Source organism: Pseudomonas helleri, from assembly GCF_045830615.1.
GTDB classification, from domain to species: domain Bacteria; phylum Pseudomonadota; class Gammaproteobacteria; order Pseudomonadales; family Pseudomonadaceae; genus Aquipseudomonas; species Aquipseudomonas helleri.
The window spans coordinates 1526590-1543350 of sequence record NZ_CP174501.1; the positions used below are offsets into that span (position 1 = coordinate 1526590).

The window sequence follows — 16761 nt, forward strand, 5'->3', positions numbered from 1 at the left end:
AGGCAATGGGCTGCGGTTGGGGGGTGAAGTCTGACGGGTTCTGGCGGTTTGATCGACCCGTTGACGGCCCTGAAAGGTTTTTTTGCAAATAAACCGCTTGCGTTGGGCCTTTCTTGATCGGTTGTTGTCCAACCCTACGGACTGACCAGGAGATGCGGCATGAGTGCAGGAAAGGCATTTTTGATTTTGCACGGTAAGCAAGCCATGAACGAAGACGTTCGGGCCGCTGTTGAGCAGCAACGTGCAGGCGGGCGCGAGCTGACGGTGCGCCTTACGTGGGAAGCCGGGGACGCGCAGCGTCTGGTGGGCGAAGCGCTTGAGGCCGGTTACGAGCAGTTGATTGCAGGTGGCGGTGACGGCACGTTGCGTGATGTGGCCGAAGCGATGGCACAGGCGCAGACCACCGCTAGTCTGGTGCTGTTGCCGTTGGGTACTGCCAATGACTTTGCCCGTGCGGCGGGGGTGCCGCTGGAACCCGGCCCGGCCTTGGGGCTGCTGGACGTACCGGCCCGGCAGATCGACTTGGGTGAAGTCGGCGGGCAGTATTTTTTGAACATGGCCACGGGCGGCTTTGGCAGCCAGGTCACCGCCAATACCTCGGAAGACTTGAAAAAAGTCATCGGCGGCGCGGCCTACCTGTTTACCGGGCTTTCGCGTTTCAGTGAGTTGCAGGCGGCCTACGCCGAGCTGCAAGGCCCCGATTTTCAGTGGCAAGGCCAATTGTTGGCGTTGGGCATTGGCAATGGCCGCCAAGCGGGCGGTGGGCACGAGTTGTGCCCGCAGGCATTGGCCGATGATGGCCTGCTGGACGTGAGTATCCTGCCCGCGCCACAAGAGGTGGTGGGTACGGTGAAAAACCTTATGGCGGGTGGCTGGGGGTTGGATAACCTGTTTGTCCGGGCGCGCCTGCCATGGGTAGAGATCAAGGCCGCGCAAGGGCTGGCGCTTAACCTCGATGGCGAACCGCTAACGGGCGAGAGCTTGCGCTTCAGCGCACACAAAGGCGCGTTGCGCGTGCATTTGCCGCAAAACTCACCGCTGTTGAGTTCATAAAAGCGCCAGATGTCATCTGGCCATTATTTTTAGGGTGTGAGGGAAGGGAAGGGTCAAGAATCGACGTGTCGTGTCGATAGCCTAGGACCTTTCGCACACACGCCCAGGAAATATCTATGGCCGGCATTCTCGACACGGTAGACCAGCGCACACAGTTGGTCGGTGAAAACCGACTGGAACTTCTGATGTTTCGTCTTGCAGGGCGGCAGTTGTTCGCAATCAACGTGTTCAAGGTGCAAGAAGTGTTGCAACTGCCCAAGTTGACCCTGATGCCCCATCGCCACCGGCATGTGTGCGGGGTCATCAACTTGCGCGGCAAGACCTTGCCCGTCATCGACCTCTCCCAGGCCATCGGCATGCGCCCGGTGGTGCCGGGGCCCGCCAGCACGATCATCGTCACCGAGTACAACCGCTCGATTCAGGCCTTTCTGGTGGGCAGTGTGGACCGGATCGTCAACATGAACTGGGAAGCCATCCTGCCGCCGCCCGCCAGCGCCGGGCGTCACCATTATTTGACCGCCATCAGCAAGGTTGACGATCAACTGGTGGAAATCATCGACGTGGAAAAGGTCTTGGCCGAGATCGTGCCGTACAACGCCAAAGTCTCCCCCGATAAGCTGGCCGACCCGGTGCTGGAGCGGGCGCGGGGCCGTGAAGTGCTGTTGGTCGATGATTCCAGCGTGGCCTTGGCTCAGTTGCGTGAAACGTTGTCACAGTTAGGGATCAAAATGCATGTCGCCAGCGACGGCCTCAAAGCCTTCAACATGCTCAAGGCCTGGGCCGACTCCGGGCAGGTCATGACTGACAAGCTGCTGATGGTGTTCACTGACGCGGAAATGCCAGAAATGGATGGTTACCGTTTAACCACTGAAATTCGTAACGATCCTCGTCTGCGCAGTTTGTATGTGGTACTTCACACGTCATTGTCCGGCAGCTTCAACGAGTCGATGGTGAAGAAGGTGGGGTGTGACAACTTCCTCTCCAAATTCCAGCCGGACAAATTGGTGGAGGTCGTTCGTCAGCGCCTGATGCTGGACGAAGTGCCTGCTTGATTCTGTCCCAATGGGGGATCTTTGCAGGCCCGAAGGCTTCTATACTGTGGCATTTTTACCTTGCAGGGATCTGACCCATGCTTCGTCTGAGTGCGCTGTATCGCTTCCCACTGAAATCCGGCAAAGGCGAAAGCCTGCCGCAAGCCCGACTGGACAAGCTGGGACTGGTCGGTGATCGACGCTGGATGCTCGTGGACGAAGCGAGCGGGCGATTCCTGACGCAGCGCACAGAGCCAAAAATGAGCCAGCTATCGGCCCTGTGGAATGGCGCGGGCGGCCTTACCTTGAGTGCCCAGGGCTTTGCGCCTCTGGAGGTGGCATTGCCTGACCCGGACGACAATCTGCGCGGTGTGACCATTTGGCGTGACACCTTGCGCGTGCCGGATGCCGGGGATGAAGCGGCGCAGTGGCTAAGCGGCTTTATCGACAAGCCGGTGCGCCTGGTGCATGTGCCGCTTGAGCGCGCGCGCATGACAGAGTCGGGCTACGGGCAGGATGATGACAAAGTGGCATTCGCCGATGGCTACCCCTTGCTGTTGATCGGTCAGGCCTCGCTGGATGACCTTTCGCAGAAAGTAGGGCGGTCGCTGGAGATGCTGCGCTTTCGCCCCAATCTGGTGATTGAAGGCAGCGAAGCCTTTGCTGAAGACGGCTGGAAGCGCATCCGCATTGGCGATGTTGAGTTTCGAGTGGTCAAGTCGTGCTCGCGTTGCATCCTCACCACGATCGACCCGCAGACCGGCGAGCGGGACGCCAATCGTGAGCCGTTCGCGACCTTGAACAACTATCGCAAACAGGAAGGTGGCGCGATGTTTGGGCAAAACCTGGTGAATGACGGCGAAGGCGTGCTGGAAGTCGGCATGCCAGTCACCGTTCTGGAATAACTGCAGGAGCGAGCTTGCCTCGCGATCTTTTGACCTTAAAAGATCGCGAGACGAGCTCGCTCCTACAGGGGGTTCGTCAGTTATTGATCATCAAAATACCGCTCATGCCAGTCCACTAGCGGCTGTGGCACGTTGAGCTTTTGCCCGTAGATCACCGAATAAGACAATACGTTCTGCACGTATTGGCGGGTTTCGTCGAACGGGATGCTTTCGATCCACACGTCAAAGCCCAAATGGTTCGCGCCCTTCAACCACTGACGTACCCGGCCCGGGCCTGCGTTATAGGCTGCTGAAGCGAGTACGCGGTTGCCATTGAACTGGCCGTGTACCTGGCTCAAGTAGGCGGCGCCCAACTGGATGTTCTTGTCCGGGTCCAGCACTTGCTGTGGCGAGGCCAGCGGGATGCTGAATTTGCGGGCAGTCTCTTTGGCGGTGGCGGGCATCAATTGCATCAAGCCGCTGGCGCCCACGCCGGAGCGGGCGTCATCCATAAAGGCGCTTTCCTGACGGGTAATCGCGAATACCCAGCTTGAATGCAGGCCGCGGACTTTGGCTTCGCGTACCAGGGTGTCGCGGTGCGCCATCGGGAAGCGAATATCCAGATCGTCCCAATACTGCGCCTGACTGATAGTACGAATGGCCGGGAAATACCACTTGAGGTCGTAAGCCAGTTTGGCCTGGGCGACCATCTCGTCACGGTTGAAGTGACGGCTGACGTAGTACCACTCACGCCGACCATCAACCACTTGGCCCCGTGCGTGGAACTCCAGGGCACGCTGAATGCCTGGTGTGTTGCGTACTTTGTTGACGAGTTGCGGGCTGAGCACCAGCGGCTTGTTGTTGAGCTTGTAGGGTGTTTGCGCCCGATCGGCAGCCAAGAAGCCGTAGAAATCACGTTCCTTGGCGACATTTTTGAGCAGCACCAGCGCTTGCGGGTTTTTTGGCTCGGCCAGCTCCAGGCTACGGGCTTGCCAGTAGCGCCAGCGGTTAGTGGTCGCGAGGTCCTGCGGCAGTTTTTTGGTCAACTGATACGCGTCTTCCCAGCGCGCCAGGCGCAACAGCAGGCGCAGGCGCCATTCGGTGACGGTGTTGTCACGCAGCTCCGGGTCGTACTGGGTCATGATGGCCAGGCCGCGGCTGTCGTAACGACGGGCGAACGTCAGGCCGATTTCCCGGGCGATTGCCACTTTTTCGTCACGGGAAAAGTGCATGTTATTGGCATAGGTGTCGAGCAGCGACGCGGCTTTTTCCGGGTCCTGGCGGGCGAGGCGACGCAGGCCCAGACCGACTGCATCCGACATGGCTTCGCTGGCTGGCAGGAACACCGATGGCTGGCTGAGCATGTCGGGCTTTTGAGCCACGGCGATCATCAGCTTGGCTTGCGGGCCCAGTGTGGTCAGCCCGCTGGCCAGAGAGGTGGCCAGCGCATAGTTGCGTGCTTCGGCGGCCAGTTTGACCCGCTGCCAGCGCTTTTGCTCGGTCAACTGGCCTTCGGCGGCCCATTGCCCGAACAGGGCGTCACAGGCAGTAGGTTGGGCTTTGCCCACCAGCCAGAGTTTTTCGGCGCTGGCATAGCCTTCAGCCTTGAGGTTGTGGCTGATCTGGTATTGGCCATTGAGGCAATCCAGCTCGGTGAAATTGAGCTTGGGGTCGTAATACTTGACGAAGGTTGCCCAGTCGCCACGCTCGGCCAGCCAGCGCAACCAGCGCAACCTCATCCAGTTGGACTGTGGCAGGTCGCCGTGCTCGGCTAAAAACTGTTCGATTTCGGCGTTACTGGCAGATTTGAGGCGTGCTGTCAGCTCGTCGTAGGCCAGGTAAGGGGTCAGCGGGTACGTACGCAGGGCGGCGGCATTTTGAAAGTAAGGGCCGGAGTCACCTTTGGCCAGGGCGCGCTTGGCGTCATCGTACAGTTGACGTTGTTGGGTCAGGTCTGCAGCCAGCGTGGATTGCACGGCGCAGGTAGAGAGCAGCAGGCAGGATAAAAAGTTGAAAAGACGACTGCGCATGAGGCTTCCGTACAGATTGAAAACACGACACGTGCAGCGCTCGGCTGCACAGACTGTGTCGTAGCTTAGCCTTTTGCCGGCAACCCGTGAAAGCCTTGGCGGCCAACCGGTGCATCTTGTTCAGAAATGAACGCCAGACGCGCCCGTACAAGAAATACCCGGCCGCCTGCGGGCTCAAATCAGGTAGAATGCGCGCCCAGTTTTTGGAGAAGCTCATGACCCTGCTCAAATTCAGCGATGTGTCCCTTGCTTTCGGCTCTACGCCGTTGTTGGACAAGGTGTCCTGGCAGATCGCCCGTGGAGAGCGGGTGTGCATCATCGGCCGCAACGGCACCGGCAAGTCCAGCATGATGAAGCTGGTTAAAGGTGATCAAAAGCCTGACGACGGCTCTGTCTGGCGCGCACCCGGGCTCAAGATTGGCGAATTGCCGCAAGAGTTGCCGGTAGCCGACGGACGGACAGTGTTCGACGTAGTGGCTCAAGGTCTGGACGGTGTTGGCGAATTGCTGGCCCAGTACCACCACCTTAGCCAGAACATCGTCACCGATGCCGACCTGGATAAATTGATGCACGTCCAGCAAGACCTTGAAGCCCGTGATGGCTGGCGCTTGCAGCAATTGGTCGACAGCACCCTGAGCCGCCTGCAGTTGCCGGCTGACAAAACCCTCGCCGAGTTGTCGGGTGGCTGGCGTCGTCGCGTCCTGCTGGCGCAAGCACTGGTTTCCGAACCGGACTTGCTGCTGCTCGACGAACCGACCAACCACTTGGACATCGGCGCGATTGCCTGGCTGGAAGAGGCCTTGAAGGACTTCCAGGGCGCTGTACTGTTCATCACCCACGACCGTTCCTTCTTGCAGAACCTGGCAACCCGGATTCTGGAGCTGGACCGTGGCGGCCTGATCGACTGGAACGGCGACTACGCCAGCTTCCTGGTGCACAAAGAAGCCACCCTGGCCGCAGAAGAAACCGCCAACGCGCTGTTCGACAAGCGTCTGGCTCAGGAAGAAGTGTGGATCCGTCAGGGCATCAAGGCCCGTCGTACCCGTAACGAAGGCCGTGTTCGTGCCTTGAAAGCCTTGCGTGTAGAGCGCAGCGAGCGTCGTGAGCGCACCGGCAAGGCCAACATCCAGCTCGATACTGCTGAAAAGTCCGGCAAACAAGTGATGGTGCTGGAAAACGTCAGCTTCGCTCACCCGGGCGGCCCGTTCCTGGTCAAAGACTTCTCGATGGTCCTGCAGCGCGGCGACCGCATTGGTCTACTGGGCGCTAACGGTACCGGCAAAACCACGCTGCTCAAGCTGATGCTGGGCGGCCTGCAACCCACCGACGGCAAAGTGGAGGAGGGCACGCGCATCGACGTGGCGTACTTCGACCAATTGCGCCATCAGTTGGACCTGGAAAAGACCGTGATCGACAACGTGGCTGAAGGCCGCGACTTTATCGACATCGATGGTCAAAGCCGCCATGTCCTCAGCTATCTGGGTGACTTCCTGTTCAGCCCACAGCGTGCCCGCACGCCGGTCAAGGCGCTGTCGGGTGGTGAGCGTGCGCGTCTGTTGCTGGCCAAGTTGTTCAGCAAGCCGGCCAACTTGCTGGTACTCGACGAACCGACCAACGACCTGGACGTAGAAACCCTCGAGTTGCTCGAAGAAGTCTTGTTGACCTTCCAGGGCACTGTGCTGATGGTCAGCCACGACCGGGCATTCCTCGACAACGTGGTCACCAGCACGCTGGTCTTCGAAGGTGAAGGCAAGGTGCGTGAATACGTGGGCGGTTATCAGGACTGGCTGCGTCAGGGCGGTTCGCCGCGTCTGCTGGGCGTCACCGAAAGCAAGTCGGGCAAGGCTGACTTGAATTCGGCGGTGGTCACGGCGGCACCGGCTCCGGCCGCTGCACAGCCTGCACCTGCGGCGAAAAAGAAGCTCAGCTACAAGCTTCAGCGCGAGCTGGAAGCGTTGCCGGGCGACATCGATGCCAAAGAGCAGGCCATTGCGGCTGTCGAGGCTGAAATGGCCGAAGCCGGTTTCTATCAGCGTCCTGCCGCTGAAACCGCTGCTGTGATTGCCAAGCTGGAGAAGCTGCAAGCCGAGCTTGATCAATTGGTTGAGCGTTGGGCCGAGCTGGATGCCTGAGTGACGGTGCGTTGAAACAAAAAGCCCGGCCCTTTAATCAGGGGCCGGGCTTTTTGTTGGGCGCAAGGCGAGCCTTACTCAGGTTTTTTCAGGCTCACGGCCAGTACGTCGCACGGTGCGCCGTGCAGTACGTCGTTGGCCGTAGAGCCCAGCAACAGCGCCAGACCGTGGCGGCCATGGCTGCCGACGACGATCAGTTCGCAGCCGTGCTCTTTGGCAAAGCCGTGGATTTCCTGGCGTGGCTGGCCGTATTTGAGGTGGCAGTTGTCTTTGGACAGTTGTGGATAGATGTCGATCAGGCGCTCAAGGCGCGCTTTGGCCTGGTCGAACTGCTGTTGCTGAAGCTGTGAGAGGTCCATGGGGACGTCACCACCAAAGGCCATCGCCATGGGCTCGACGATATGGATGAGCGACAGTTTTGCATTGTTCGCTTCAGCGCTGGCGCTGGCGCGATAGATTACGGGGTCGCATTCTTCGGTCAGGTCGACGGCAACTAAAATATGTTTGTAGGGCATCGGCGAGGTCATGTGAAGCGTTCCTGTAAGGGAGATTAATGATGAGTATGGCCCGTTTATTGAGGCGTGTTATGGATCGGGATCAACTCGTTTATAAAGTGATGAGAGTAGAAATATGACGGTATGGATCGTGGTGTCAATCCTGGTGCTGGTTCTGAGCCCTTTGGCCTGGCTGCGACCTTCGCGGCGCCAGAGTGGTCGCATGGCATTGCGCATGGAAGCCCGGCGCATGGGGTTGGCAATGCAACTGGCGAGCCAGGAATGGCCGCACTGGCTTGAACCTGAGCCGCCGGGCTCGTGTGCGCAGTTTCATCGTCCGCGTCGGGGTACTAAGCCTGAAGTCTGGTGCTATTGGCAATCAGCGCCGGGAATATGGGTCAATCAGTGGCGTGAAGTCTGCACGGATGAGCGTTTGCTGACTCAGTTCAATAAGTTGCCGGCCAACGTGTACAAAGTTGAAGCCGGGCCACAGATGATTGCCTTGTACTGGGGCGAAAAAGGCGAGGCAGACGTCCTGCAAGCCATTGATCAAGTGCTTAAAGCCCTGGCGTAAGCCGCTTTCTACCTTGCCTCGGACCGTAGGAGCTGCCGCAGGCTGCGATCTTTAAAATCTAAAGATCGCAGCCTGCGGCAGCTCCAGTTGATTCTTCCTGCCGGTAAAAACCCCGCGGCGCACTCAGCAAATCCCTGTCTATCCTTGTCTGCTCTTGCGCGGGTTTTAAATCTGACTGGCGAGTCGTTTTGTCATCCTCGTTTTGGACAATTGACAATCGTTGGCTTTTCCGTGAAGGTGTCGACACCCAAATCAAACGGGCGTATGAATCGGGTGTTTGTCTTGTCAGACGATGCTCGCAGAATCCCGACTATCGCGTTGGCGGGTGTGCCTGGCGGATTGGCATCAGCATTGATACAACGGTCAATGACAGCCAGACGCTAGCGTCCGACGTGTACTGTTCAGCTTCCATATCGTGGAGATCAGTTGATGATTTACGAAGGTAAAGCCATCACGGTTACGGCTCTTGAAAGTGGCATCGTCGAACTCAAGTTCGATCTCAAGGGTGAGTCCGTCAACAAGTTCAACCGTCTAACCCTGAACGAATTGCGTCAGGCAGTGGACGCGATCAAGGCAGATGCTTCGGTCAAGGGTGTCATCGTTTCCAGTGGCAAAGACGTCTTCATCGTCGGCGCTGACATCACCGAATTCGTCGAAAACTTCAAGTTGCCGGATGCCGAGCTGATCGCGGGCAACCTCGAAGCCAACAAAATCTTCAGTGATTTCGAAGACCTCAACGTCCCGACTGTTGCCGTGATCAATGGCATCGCGTTGGGTGGCGGTCTGGAAATGTGCCTGGCAGCGGACTTCCGCGTCATGGCCGACAGCGCCAAAATCGGCCTGCCAGAAGTCAAGCTGGGCATCTACCCGGGCTTTGGCGGCACCGTCCGTCTGCCACGTCTGATCGGCGTTGATAACGCGGTTGAGTGGATCGCCTCGGGTAAAGAAAACCGTGCAGAAGACGCGCTGAAAGTCGGCGCGGTTGATGTCGTGGTGCCGGTTGCCAAGCTGGCAGACGCTGCACTGGACGTGATCAAGCGCGCGATCAGCGGCGAGCTGGACTACAAGGCCAAGCGCCAGCCAAAGCTTGAAAAACTCAAGCTGAACGCGATTGAACAAATGATGGCTTTCGAAACCGCCAAAGGTTTCGTTGCAGGCCAGGCTGGTCCGAACTACCCGGCGCCGGTTGAAGCGATCAAGACTATCCAGAAAGCCGCGAACTTCGGTCGCGACAAAGCGCTGGAAGTTGAAGCGGCAGGCTTTGCCAAACTGGCCAAAACCTCGGCTTCGAGTGCCTTGATCGGCCTGTTTCTGAACGATCAGGAACTGAAGAAAAAAGCCAAAATCTACGACAAGATCGCCAAAGACGTGAAGCAGGCTGCCGTTCTCGGTGCCGGCATCATGGGTGGCGGTATTGCCTATCAGTCGGCCTCCAAAGGGACGCCGATCCTGATGAAGGACATCAACGAGCACGGCATCGAGCAAGGTCTGGCAGAAGCCGCCAAGCTGCTGGTGGGTCGCGTTGATAAAGGTCGCATGACCCCGGCCAAAATGGCTGAAATCCTTAACGGTATTCGTCCTACCTTGTCTTACGGCGATTTCGGCAACGTCGACCTGGTGGTCGAAGCCGTTGTTGAAAACCCGAAGGTCAAGCAAGCGGTACTCGCTGAAGTGGAAAACCACGTGCGTGAAGACGCCATTCTGGCTTCCAACACCTCGACCATTTCCATCAGCCTGCTGGCCAAAGCGCTCAAGCGTCCTGAAAACTTTGTCGGCATGCACTTCTTTAACCCGGTGCACATGATGCCTCTGGTTGAAGTGATCCGTGGCGAGAAGTCCAGTGATCTGGCGGTTGCCACCACGGTTGCCTACGCCAAGAAAATGGGCAAGAACCCGATCGTGGTCAACGACTGCCCGGGCTTTTTGGTCAACCGCGTCCTGTTCCCGTACTTCGGCGGTTTCGCCAAGCTGGTTAGCGCCGGTGTCGACTTTGTGCGTATCGACAAAGTGATGGAAAAATTCGGCTGGCCGATGGGTCCTGCCTACCTGATGGACGTGGTCGGTATCGACACCGGTCACCACGGCCGTGACGTAATGGCTGAAGGCTTCCCGGATCGCATGAAAGACGACCGTCGCTCGGCAGTCGATGCGCTGTACGAAGCCAACCGCCTGGGTCAGAAAAACGGCAAAGGTTTCTACGCCTACGAGGCGGACAAGAAAGGCAAGCAGAAGAAAGTCGTGGATTCGAGCGTGCTTGAAGTGCTCAAGCCGATTGTCTACGAGCAGCGCGACGTCACCGACGAAGACATCATCAACTGGATGATGATCCCGCTGTGCCTGGAAACCGTGCGTTGCCTGGAAGACGGCATCGTTGAAACGGCAGCCGAGGCCGACATGGGCCTGGTCTATGGCATTGGCTTCCCGCTGTTCCGTGGCGGCGCGCTGCGCTACATCGACTCGATCGGTGTGGCAGAGTTCGTAGCCCTGGCTGATCAGTACGCTGAACTGGGCGCGCTGTACCACCCGACTGCGAAGCTGCGTGAAATGGCCAAAAACGGTCAGAGCTTCTTCGGTTAAGCGCCCCATTAGAGTGAGAGTGAAATTATGAGCTTGAATCCTAGAGACGTGGTGATTGTCGACTTCGGTCGCACCCCGATGGGCCGCTCCAAGGGTGGCATGCACCGCAATACCCGCGCCGAAGACATGTCGGCGCACCTGATCAGCAAAGTGCTGGAGCGCAACAGCAAGGTTGACCCGGCTGAAGTCGAAGACGTGATCTGGGGCTGTGTTAACCAGACCCTGGAGCAAGGCTGGAACATCGCGCGCATGGCGTCGCTGATGACCCAGATCCCGCACACGTCGGCGGCACAAACCGTGAGCCGTCTGTGCGGCTCGTCCATGAGCGCACTGCACACTGCCGCGCAAGCCATCATGACCGGCAACGGTGACGTGTTTGTCGTGGGCGGCGTCGAGCACATGGGCCACGTGAGCATGATGCACGGCGTTGACCCTAACCCGCACATGTCGCTGTACGCGGCAAAAGCGTCGGGCATGATGGGTCTGACCGCTGAAATGCTCGGCAAGATGCACGGCATCACCCGTGAGCAACAGGATGCCTTTGGCGTGCGTTCGCATCAGTTGGCCCACAAGGCAACGATTGAAGGCAAGTTCAAGGACGAAATCATCCCGATGCAGGGGTATGACGAAAACGGCTTCCTGAAAGTTTTCGACTACGATGAAACTATCCGTCCGGAAACCACCCTGGAAAGCCTGGCCGCCTTGAAGCCAGCCTTCAACCCTAAAGGCGGGACCGTGACTGCGGGCACTTCGTCGCAGATCACCGACGGTGCTTCGTGCATGATCGTCATGTCCGCCCAGCGCGCCAAAGATCTGGGTCTGGAGCCGTTGGCCGTGATCCGTTCGATGGCACTGGCAGGTGTGGACCCGGCAATCATGGGCTATGGTCCAGTACCGGCAACACAAAAAGCATTGAAGCGCGCAGGCTTGAATATGGCCGATATCGACTTCATTGAGCTCAACGAAGCTTTCGCTGCACAGGCCCTGCCAGTGCTGAAAGATTTGAAAGTGCTCGACAAGATGAATGAGAAGGTTAACCTGCACGGCGGTGCAATTGCTCTGGGCCATCCATTTGGATGCTCGGGTGCTCGCATCTCCGGCACTTTGCTCAATGTGATGAAGCAAAATGGCGGCACTTTCGGGTTGTCCACCATGTGCATTGGTCTTGGCCAGGGCATTGCCACTGTCTTCGAACGCGTTTAAAGCGTTGCGTTGATGGAAGCCGGGGCCATGTGCCCCGGTTTTTGTTTTTAGGCTTTTTTTTATTTTTTCTTGCAGGGGGCCGCAACATGCCGCTACAACCTGGGCTCTATCAGCATTACAAAGGGCCGCAATATCGGGTATTCAATGTGGCTCGCCACTCTGAAACCGAAGAGGAAGTGGTGTTTTACCAAGCCCTTTATGGCGATTTCGGCTTTTGGGTTCGCCCGCTGAGCATGTTCCTTGAGACGGTTATCGTTGACGGTGAGCAAGTCCCGCGTTTTGCCTTGATTGAGGCTGAACCGAGCATTTTTTCCCGGCCATGAGGCCTGGTCGCGCAGAACCCTGTGCTTGACCTCACCTTGTAGCCACTATATATAGCGGTGCCGCGTCAGGCGCTCACCGCCTTTCACTTCTAGAATTCAGGAATTTTCTGATCCATGGGCAAATCGCTGGTCATTGTGGAATCCCCGGCTAAGGCCAAGACCATCAACAAGTACTTGGGCAACGAGTACGTGGTGAAGTCGAGTATCGGCCATATCCGAGACCTGCCCACCAGCGGTTCGGCTAGCGCCAGTAAAGAACCTGCTGCCAAGCGTGGCAAGGCAGCGGCGGGCGAAGCGCCGGCCCTGTCGCCTAAAGAGAAAGCTCAAAAGCAGCTGATCTCGCGCATGGGGGTCGATCCCGAGCATGGCTGGAAAGCCAAGTACGAGATCCTGCCCGGCAAGGAAAAGGTCATCGAAGAGCTGCGTCGGCTCGCCAAAGATGCTGACACCATCTATCTCGCAACCGACTTGGATCGCGAGGGGGAAGCCATTGCCTGGCACCTGCGCGAAGCCATCGGGGGTGACGACAGCCGCTACAAGCGCGTGGTGTTCAATGAGATCACCAAGAAGGCGATTCAAGAAGCCTTCTCCAAGCCGGGCGAGCTGGATATCAACCGTGTGAATGCACAGCAGGCACGTCGCTTCCTCGACCGCGTGGTGGGCTACATGGTCTCGCCACTGCTGTGGGCCAAAATTGCCCGTGGCCTGTCGGCTGGCCGTGTGCAGTCGGTTGCGGTGAAGCTGGTGGTTGAGCGTGAGCGTGAGATTCGTGCGTTCAACCCCGAAGAATACTGGGAAGTTCACGCAGACCTGGGCACTGCCAAGGGCGCGAAAGTGCGCTTTGATGTGGCCCGCGAAAACGGCGAAGCCTTCAAGCCGCTGAACGAAGCCCAGGCCATGGCCGCGCTGGAGAAGCTCAAGGCTTCCAGCTACACCATTGCCAAGCGCGAAGACAAACCGACCAGCAGCAAGCCGTCGGCACCGTTTATTACCTCCACCCTGCAACAGGCCGCGAGTAACCGCTTGGGCTTCGGGGTGAAGAAAACCATGATGATGGCTCAGCGCTTGTATGAAGCGGGCTACATCACGTACATGCGTACCGACTCCACCAACCTCTCGGCCGATGCGGTCGCGATGGCGCGCACTTACATTGAAAGCGAGTTCGGCGAGTCGTACCTGCCGCCGACGCCTAACGTGTACAGCAGCAAGGAAGGCGCACAAGAGGCTCACGAAGCGATTCGTCCTTCAGACGTGAATATGCACCCGAGCAAGCTGTCGGGCATGGAGCGCGACGCTGAGCGCCTCTACGAGCTCATCTGGCGCCAGTTCGTGGCGTGCCAGATGCTGCCGGCCAAATACCTGTCGACCACTGTCAGCGTGGCCGCAGGCGACTTCGAGCTGCGTGCCAAGGGCCGTATCCTCAAGTTCGACGGTTACACCCGCGTAATGCCGCAAATCACCAAGCCTGGCGATGACGATGTACTGCCGGACATGGCCCAGGGCGACGTGCTCAAACTGATCCAACTGGACCCGAGTCAGCATTTCACCAAGCCGCCTGCGCGTTATTCGGAAGCGAGCCTGGTGAAAGAGATGGAAAAACGCGGTATTGGTCGTCCGTCGACCTACGCAGCGATTATCGGAACCATCCAGGACCGCGGTTACGTGGCCCTGCACAACCGCCGCTTCTACTCCGAGAAAATGGGCGACATCGTTACTGAGCGTCTGTCTGAGAGCTTCTCTGACCTTATGGACTACGGCTTCACCGCCGGCATGGAAGAGAACCTCGATGACGTCGCACAAGGCGAGCGCGACTGGAAAAACGTGCTGGACGAGTTCTACGGCGACTTCAAGAAAAAGCTTGAAGTAGCGGCAGCACCGGACGGCGGCATGCGTGCCAACGAACCCGTCATGACTGATATTCCGTGCAAGGAATGTGGTCGTCCGATGCAGATCCGTACGGCTTCTACTGGCGTGTTCCTGGGATGCTCGGGTTACAGCCTGCCGCCTAAAGAGCGTTGCAAGGCCACCGTCAACCTGGTGCCGGGCGATGAAATCGCTGCGGACGATGAGGGCGAGTCCGAGTCGCTGGTGCTGTTGGGCAAGCACCGCTGCCCGATCTGCAGCACGGCGATGGATGCTTACCTGCTGGATGAAAAACACAAGCTGCACATCTGCGGTAACAACCCGGATTGCGTGGGTTACGAGATCGAAGAAGGCAACTACCGCATCAAGGGCTACGAAGGGCCGAGCCTGGAGTGCGACAAGTGCGGCAGTGAGATGCAGCTCAAGACCGGCCGTTTCGGCAAGTTCTTTGGTTGCACCAATTCGGAGTGCAAGAACACTCGCAAGCTGCTGAAAAGCGGTGAAGCAGCGCCACCGAAAATGGATCCGGTGAAAATGCCGGAGCTTAAGTGCGAGAAGGTCGACGACACCTACATCCTGCGTGATGGTGCTTCGGGGTTGTTCCTGGCGGCGAGCCAGTTCCCGAAAAACCGTGAGACCCGCGCACCGTTGGTGATCGAAATCATCCCGCACAAGGACGAGATTGATCCTAAGTATCACTTCTTGTGTGAAGCGCCAAAGAAAGACCCGGAAGGTCGCCCGGCCGTGATTCGTTATAGCCGCAAGACCAAAGAGCAATACGTGCAGACCGAAGTAGACGGTAAGCCGACCGGTTGGCGTGCGTTCTACGACGGTGGTAGCTGGAAAGTAGAAGACAAGCGCAAAGATAAAGACGCTTGAAACTGAACTGACCGCACCACAAAAAACCGCGCAAGGGCTGCATGCCTTGCGCGGTTTTTTGATTTTGGGTGGGACAGTTCAAATCTGTAGGAGGGGCCGCCCCGTCTTCGACGCCGCGCTGTCGCGCAGCAAACAGGCCGCCGAGTATCTTCAGCATCCCCCAATCGGTTCCCTCTCCTTCGGGAGAGGCGTGGTGAGGGGGCTCTTGACTTGAGTACATATCCGTTGCTGCGGCAACGGCCACTTAGGGTTCCGGCCTTACGCCGCGTCACTTTGCAAAAAGCGGCAAAGTAACCAAAACGCTTTTGCCCCTACCCCTCGGTGCCTCGCTTTGGCTCGGCATGCCCTCACCACAGGCCTTGCTCCGTAGGCCCGCCGCGATCGGCCATCCATGGCCGTGTCGCGGCTAACCCGGCGTCCTGCCGGGTTACCCACTGCGCAAAACCTGCGTTCGGCCAGCGTGGTTTAATGGGGCCTTTTAGATCAAGATCAAAAGCAAGATCTAGATCAAAAGATCGCGAGCAAGCTCGCTCCTACAAAGCCTTTAAAATCAATCACTTATTTTATGTTTGATAAGAGCGAGCGTGCCTCGCGATCTTTTGATCTTTGGTGGGGTGGCTTCGCTACCCATCGCAGCCTTCGTGCCTCGGCAGCGACTACGGGGATGTTTTGACCCTGGGGTGAAAATCCTCTCATCATGGCCTTGCGCCCTTATCCCCGATACCTGAGACTGCTGTCAGCCCTTACCCATTCGCTGTGGAGCGCCTCAACATGGCTCACGAACTCTATACCCGTACCAATCAGAAAATATATTTCGCCGGTTTGGCCCTTGAGGCCATGAACAAGGCCGGGGAGGGGCGGGCCATGAATGCTCAGGCGCTGGTTCAGGCTGAACGCGAATCGGCCATTTTTCATTTGTATGGCGCTTTACTCGGCTTATGCCATGAAATAGCCGGCTTTTATCGCTTGCCTCAAGCAAACGCTCCGCGTGTCGAGTTGCTGCTGACTCAAGAGGTTTTGGACGCCATAGCCATTCCTGAGCTGGCAGAAATGGTCGAACTGGCCAGAGCGCCGCACACCTGGCTGGCGCAACTGGTTGCCACTCACGCAGCGTTGTACCAGCCGTTGCAGGCACCGAAGAAGGTTAAGGCAGACGTTTTTCAGCCCCTGATTGAGGCGGTCAATCTGGAGGATGAAGCACCCAAGGAATTAAGCCGCGAAACGCTGGAGGAGTGGCGCCAAAACCTCAAAAGTTTGGCCATCAGGTTTCGTGACGGACTAAATGAGTGTTGAAGGTCGCGGATAAAACTGTACAGTCATTCATCAGTCGGTAATGAAACAGGCTCATATCCTGGAAAAATTACAATGGATGACTGATATAATCCCGCGCTTTCGTGGAGAACAAACCTTTATGCCAACGTCCTTTCTAGAAATTGTCGAATTACCAGACGGCCGTATCGAGTTGCGCCGGGCTGAAGACGAGGGGTCTTTGGTGACGCTTAACTTTTCTGAAGATGCCAAGGCCTTTCTACAAGGCCAGCACGTTGAGGTGGCCAAAGCCATGCTCAGCGTCGGTGTTCAGATGGCAGGCCGATTGGCCGAAGGCGAGCTTGAAAAAGATGAAGGCCCGCGCATCCTGCACTAAGTGTTCAGGTTGGCAGGCATTACTGGCAGGCTTGTGCAGGGCGCACAAGCACTGTGGCAGTTAGCGACAACCG

Annotated in this window: 13 protein-coding genes; 11 read left to right on the top strand and 2 right to left on the bottom strand. The window is 57.8% G+C overall.

Translation table 11 applies throughout. The annotated features are described in order from the left end of the window. The first annotated feature begins 159 nt into the window (after positions 1 to 159). The 3 genes from yegS to ACJJU9_RS07105 all read left to right on the top strand — a co-directional run bounded on the left by yegS (position 160) and on the right by ACJJU9_RS07105 (position 2989). The gene (gene yegS, locus ACJJU9_RS07095; protein ID WP_048368719.1) at positions 160 to 1053 is read left to right on the top strand and encodes a lipid kinase YegS; all 894 of its coding nucleotides are present in this window, start codon (positions 160 to 162) and stop codon (positions 1051 to 1053) included. A 116-nt stretch (positions 1054 to 1169) separates the two neighbouring features. Continuing rightward, entirely contained in the window at positions 1170 to 2105 is a 936-nt protein-coding gene (locus ACJJU9_RS07100) for a chemotaxis protein CheV (RefSeq protein ID WP_407730327.1), read from the top strand. A 77-nt stretch (positions 2106 to 2182) separates the two neighbouring features. Next, positions 2183 to 2989 carry an MOSC domain-containing protein gene (locus tag ACJJU9_RS07105; protein WP_407730328.1) on the top strand — a complete coding sequence of 269 codons (807 nt, stop codon included), beginning with the start codon at positions 2183 to 2185 and terminating at the stop codon, positions 2987 to 2989. Positions 2990 to 3069: 80 nt separating this feature from the next. On the opposite strand, the gene ACJJU9_RS07110 is transcribed toward ACJJU9_RS07105, so the two are convergent. Further along, on the bottom strand, positions 3070 to 4998 hold the full coding sequence (locus tag ACJJU9_RS07110) for a transglycosylase SLT domain-containing protein (protein WP_407730329.1): 1929 nt from the start codon (positions 4996 to 4998) through the stop codon (positions 3070 to 3072). A 215-nt stretch (positions 4999 to 5213) separates the two neighbouring features. On the opposite strand from ACJJU9_RS07110, the gene ACJJU9_RS07115 reads away from it, so the two are divergent. Continuing rightward, complete coding sequence (locus ACJJU9_RS07115) at positions 5214 to 7130, top strand: ATP-binding cassette domain-containing protein (protein WP_048368810.1); 1917 nt, start codon at positions 5214 to 5216, stop codon at positions 7128 to 7130. A 74-nt stretch (positions 7131 to 7204) separates the two neighbouring features. Here ACJJU9_RS07115 and ACJJU9_RS07120 read toward each other — a convergent pair whose 3' ends face one another. Next, the gene (locus ACJJU9_RS07120; RefSeq protein ID WP_048368809.1) at positions 7205 to 7645 is read right to left on the bottom strand and encodes a universal stress protein; all 441 of its coding nucleotides are present in this window, start codon (positions 7643 to 7645) and stop codon (positions 7205 to 7207) included. 115 nt (positions 7646 to 7760) lie between these two features. Between ACJJU9_RS07120 and ACJJU9_RS07125 the strand changes: the two genes are divergently transcribed. The 7 genes from ACJJU9_RS07125 (at position 7761) to ACJJU9_RS07155 (ending at position 16688) form a co-directional block, all read left to right on the top strand. Then, on the top strand, positions 7761 to 8198 hold the full coding sequence (locus ACJJU9_RS07125) for a hypothetical protein (protein ID WP_353232221.1): 438 nt from the start codon (positions 7761 to 7763) through the stop codon (positions 8196 to 8198). A 429-nt stretch (positions 8199 to 8627) separates the two neighbouring features. Beyond that, entirely contained in the window at positions 8628 to 10775 is a 2148-nt protein-coding gene (gene fadB / locus ACJJU9_RS07130; RefSeq protein WP_048368714.1) for a fatty acid oxidation complex subunit alpha FadB, read from the top strand. Positions 10776 to 10802: 27 nt separating this feature from the next. Next, on the top strand, positions 10803 to 11978 hold the full coding sequence (gene fadA, locus ACJJU9_RS07135; protein ID WP_048368713.1) for an acetyl-CoA C-acyltransferase FadA: 1176 nt from the start codon (positions 10803 to 10805) through the stop codon (positions 11976 to 11978). Between the two features lie 86 nt (positions 11979 to 12064). Continuing rightward, entirely contained in the window at positions 12065 to 12301 is a 237-nt protein-coding gene (locus tag ACJJU9_RS07140; protein ID WP_048368808.1) for a DUF1653 domain-containing protein, read from the top strand. A 114-nt stretch (positions 12302 to 12415) separates the two neighbouring features. Then, positions 12416 to 15043, top strand: coding sequence for a type I DNA topoisomerase (topA, locus tag ACJJU9_RS07145; RefSeq protein ID WP_153329633.1), 2628 nt, complete (start codon positions 12416 to 12418; stop codon positions 15041 to 15043). Positions 15044 to 15814: 771 nt separating this feature from the next. Then, positions 15815 to 16336 (top strand): DUF6586 family protein, encoded by a 522-nt coding sequence (locus tag ACJJU9_RS07150; protein ID WP_407730330.1) that lies wholly within the window; start codon positions 15815 to 15817, stop codon positions 16334 to 16336. Between the two features lie 118 nt (positions 16337 to 16454). Further along, a complete protein-coding gene (locus ACJJU9_RS07155) occupies positions 16455 to 16688 on the top strand; it encodes a hypothetical protein (RefSeq protein WP_019408701.1) in 234 nt (77 codons plus the stop codon). Positions 16689 to 16761 lie beyond the last annotated feature (73 nt).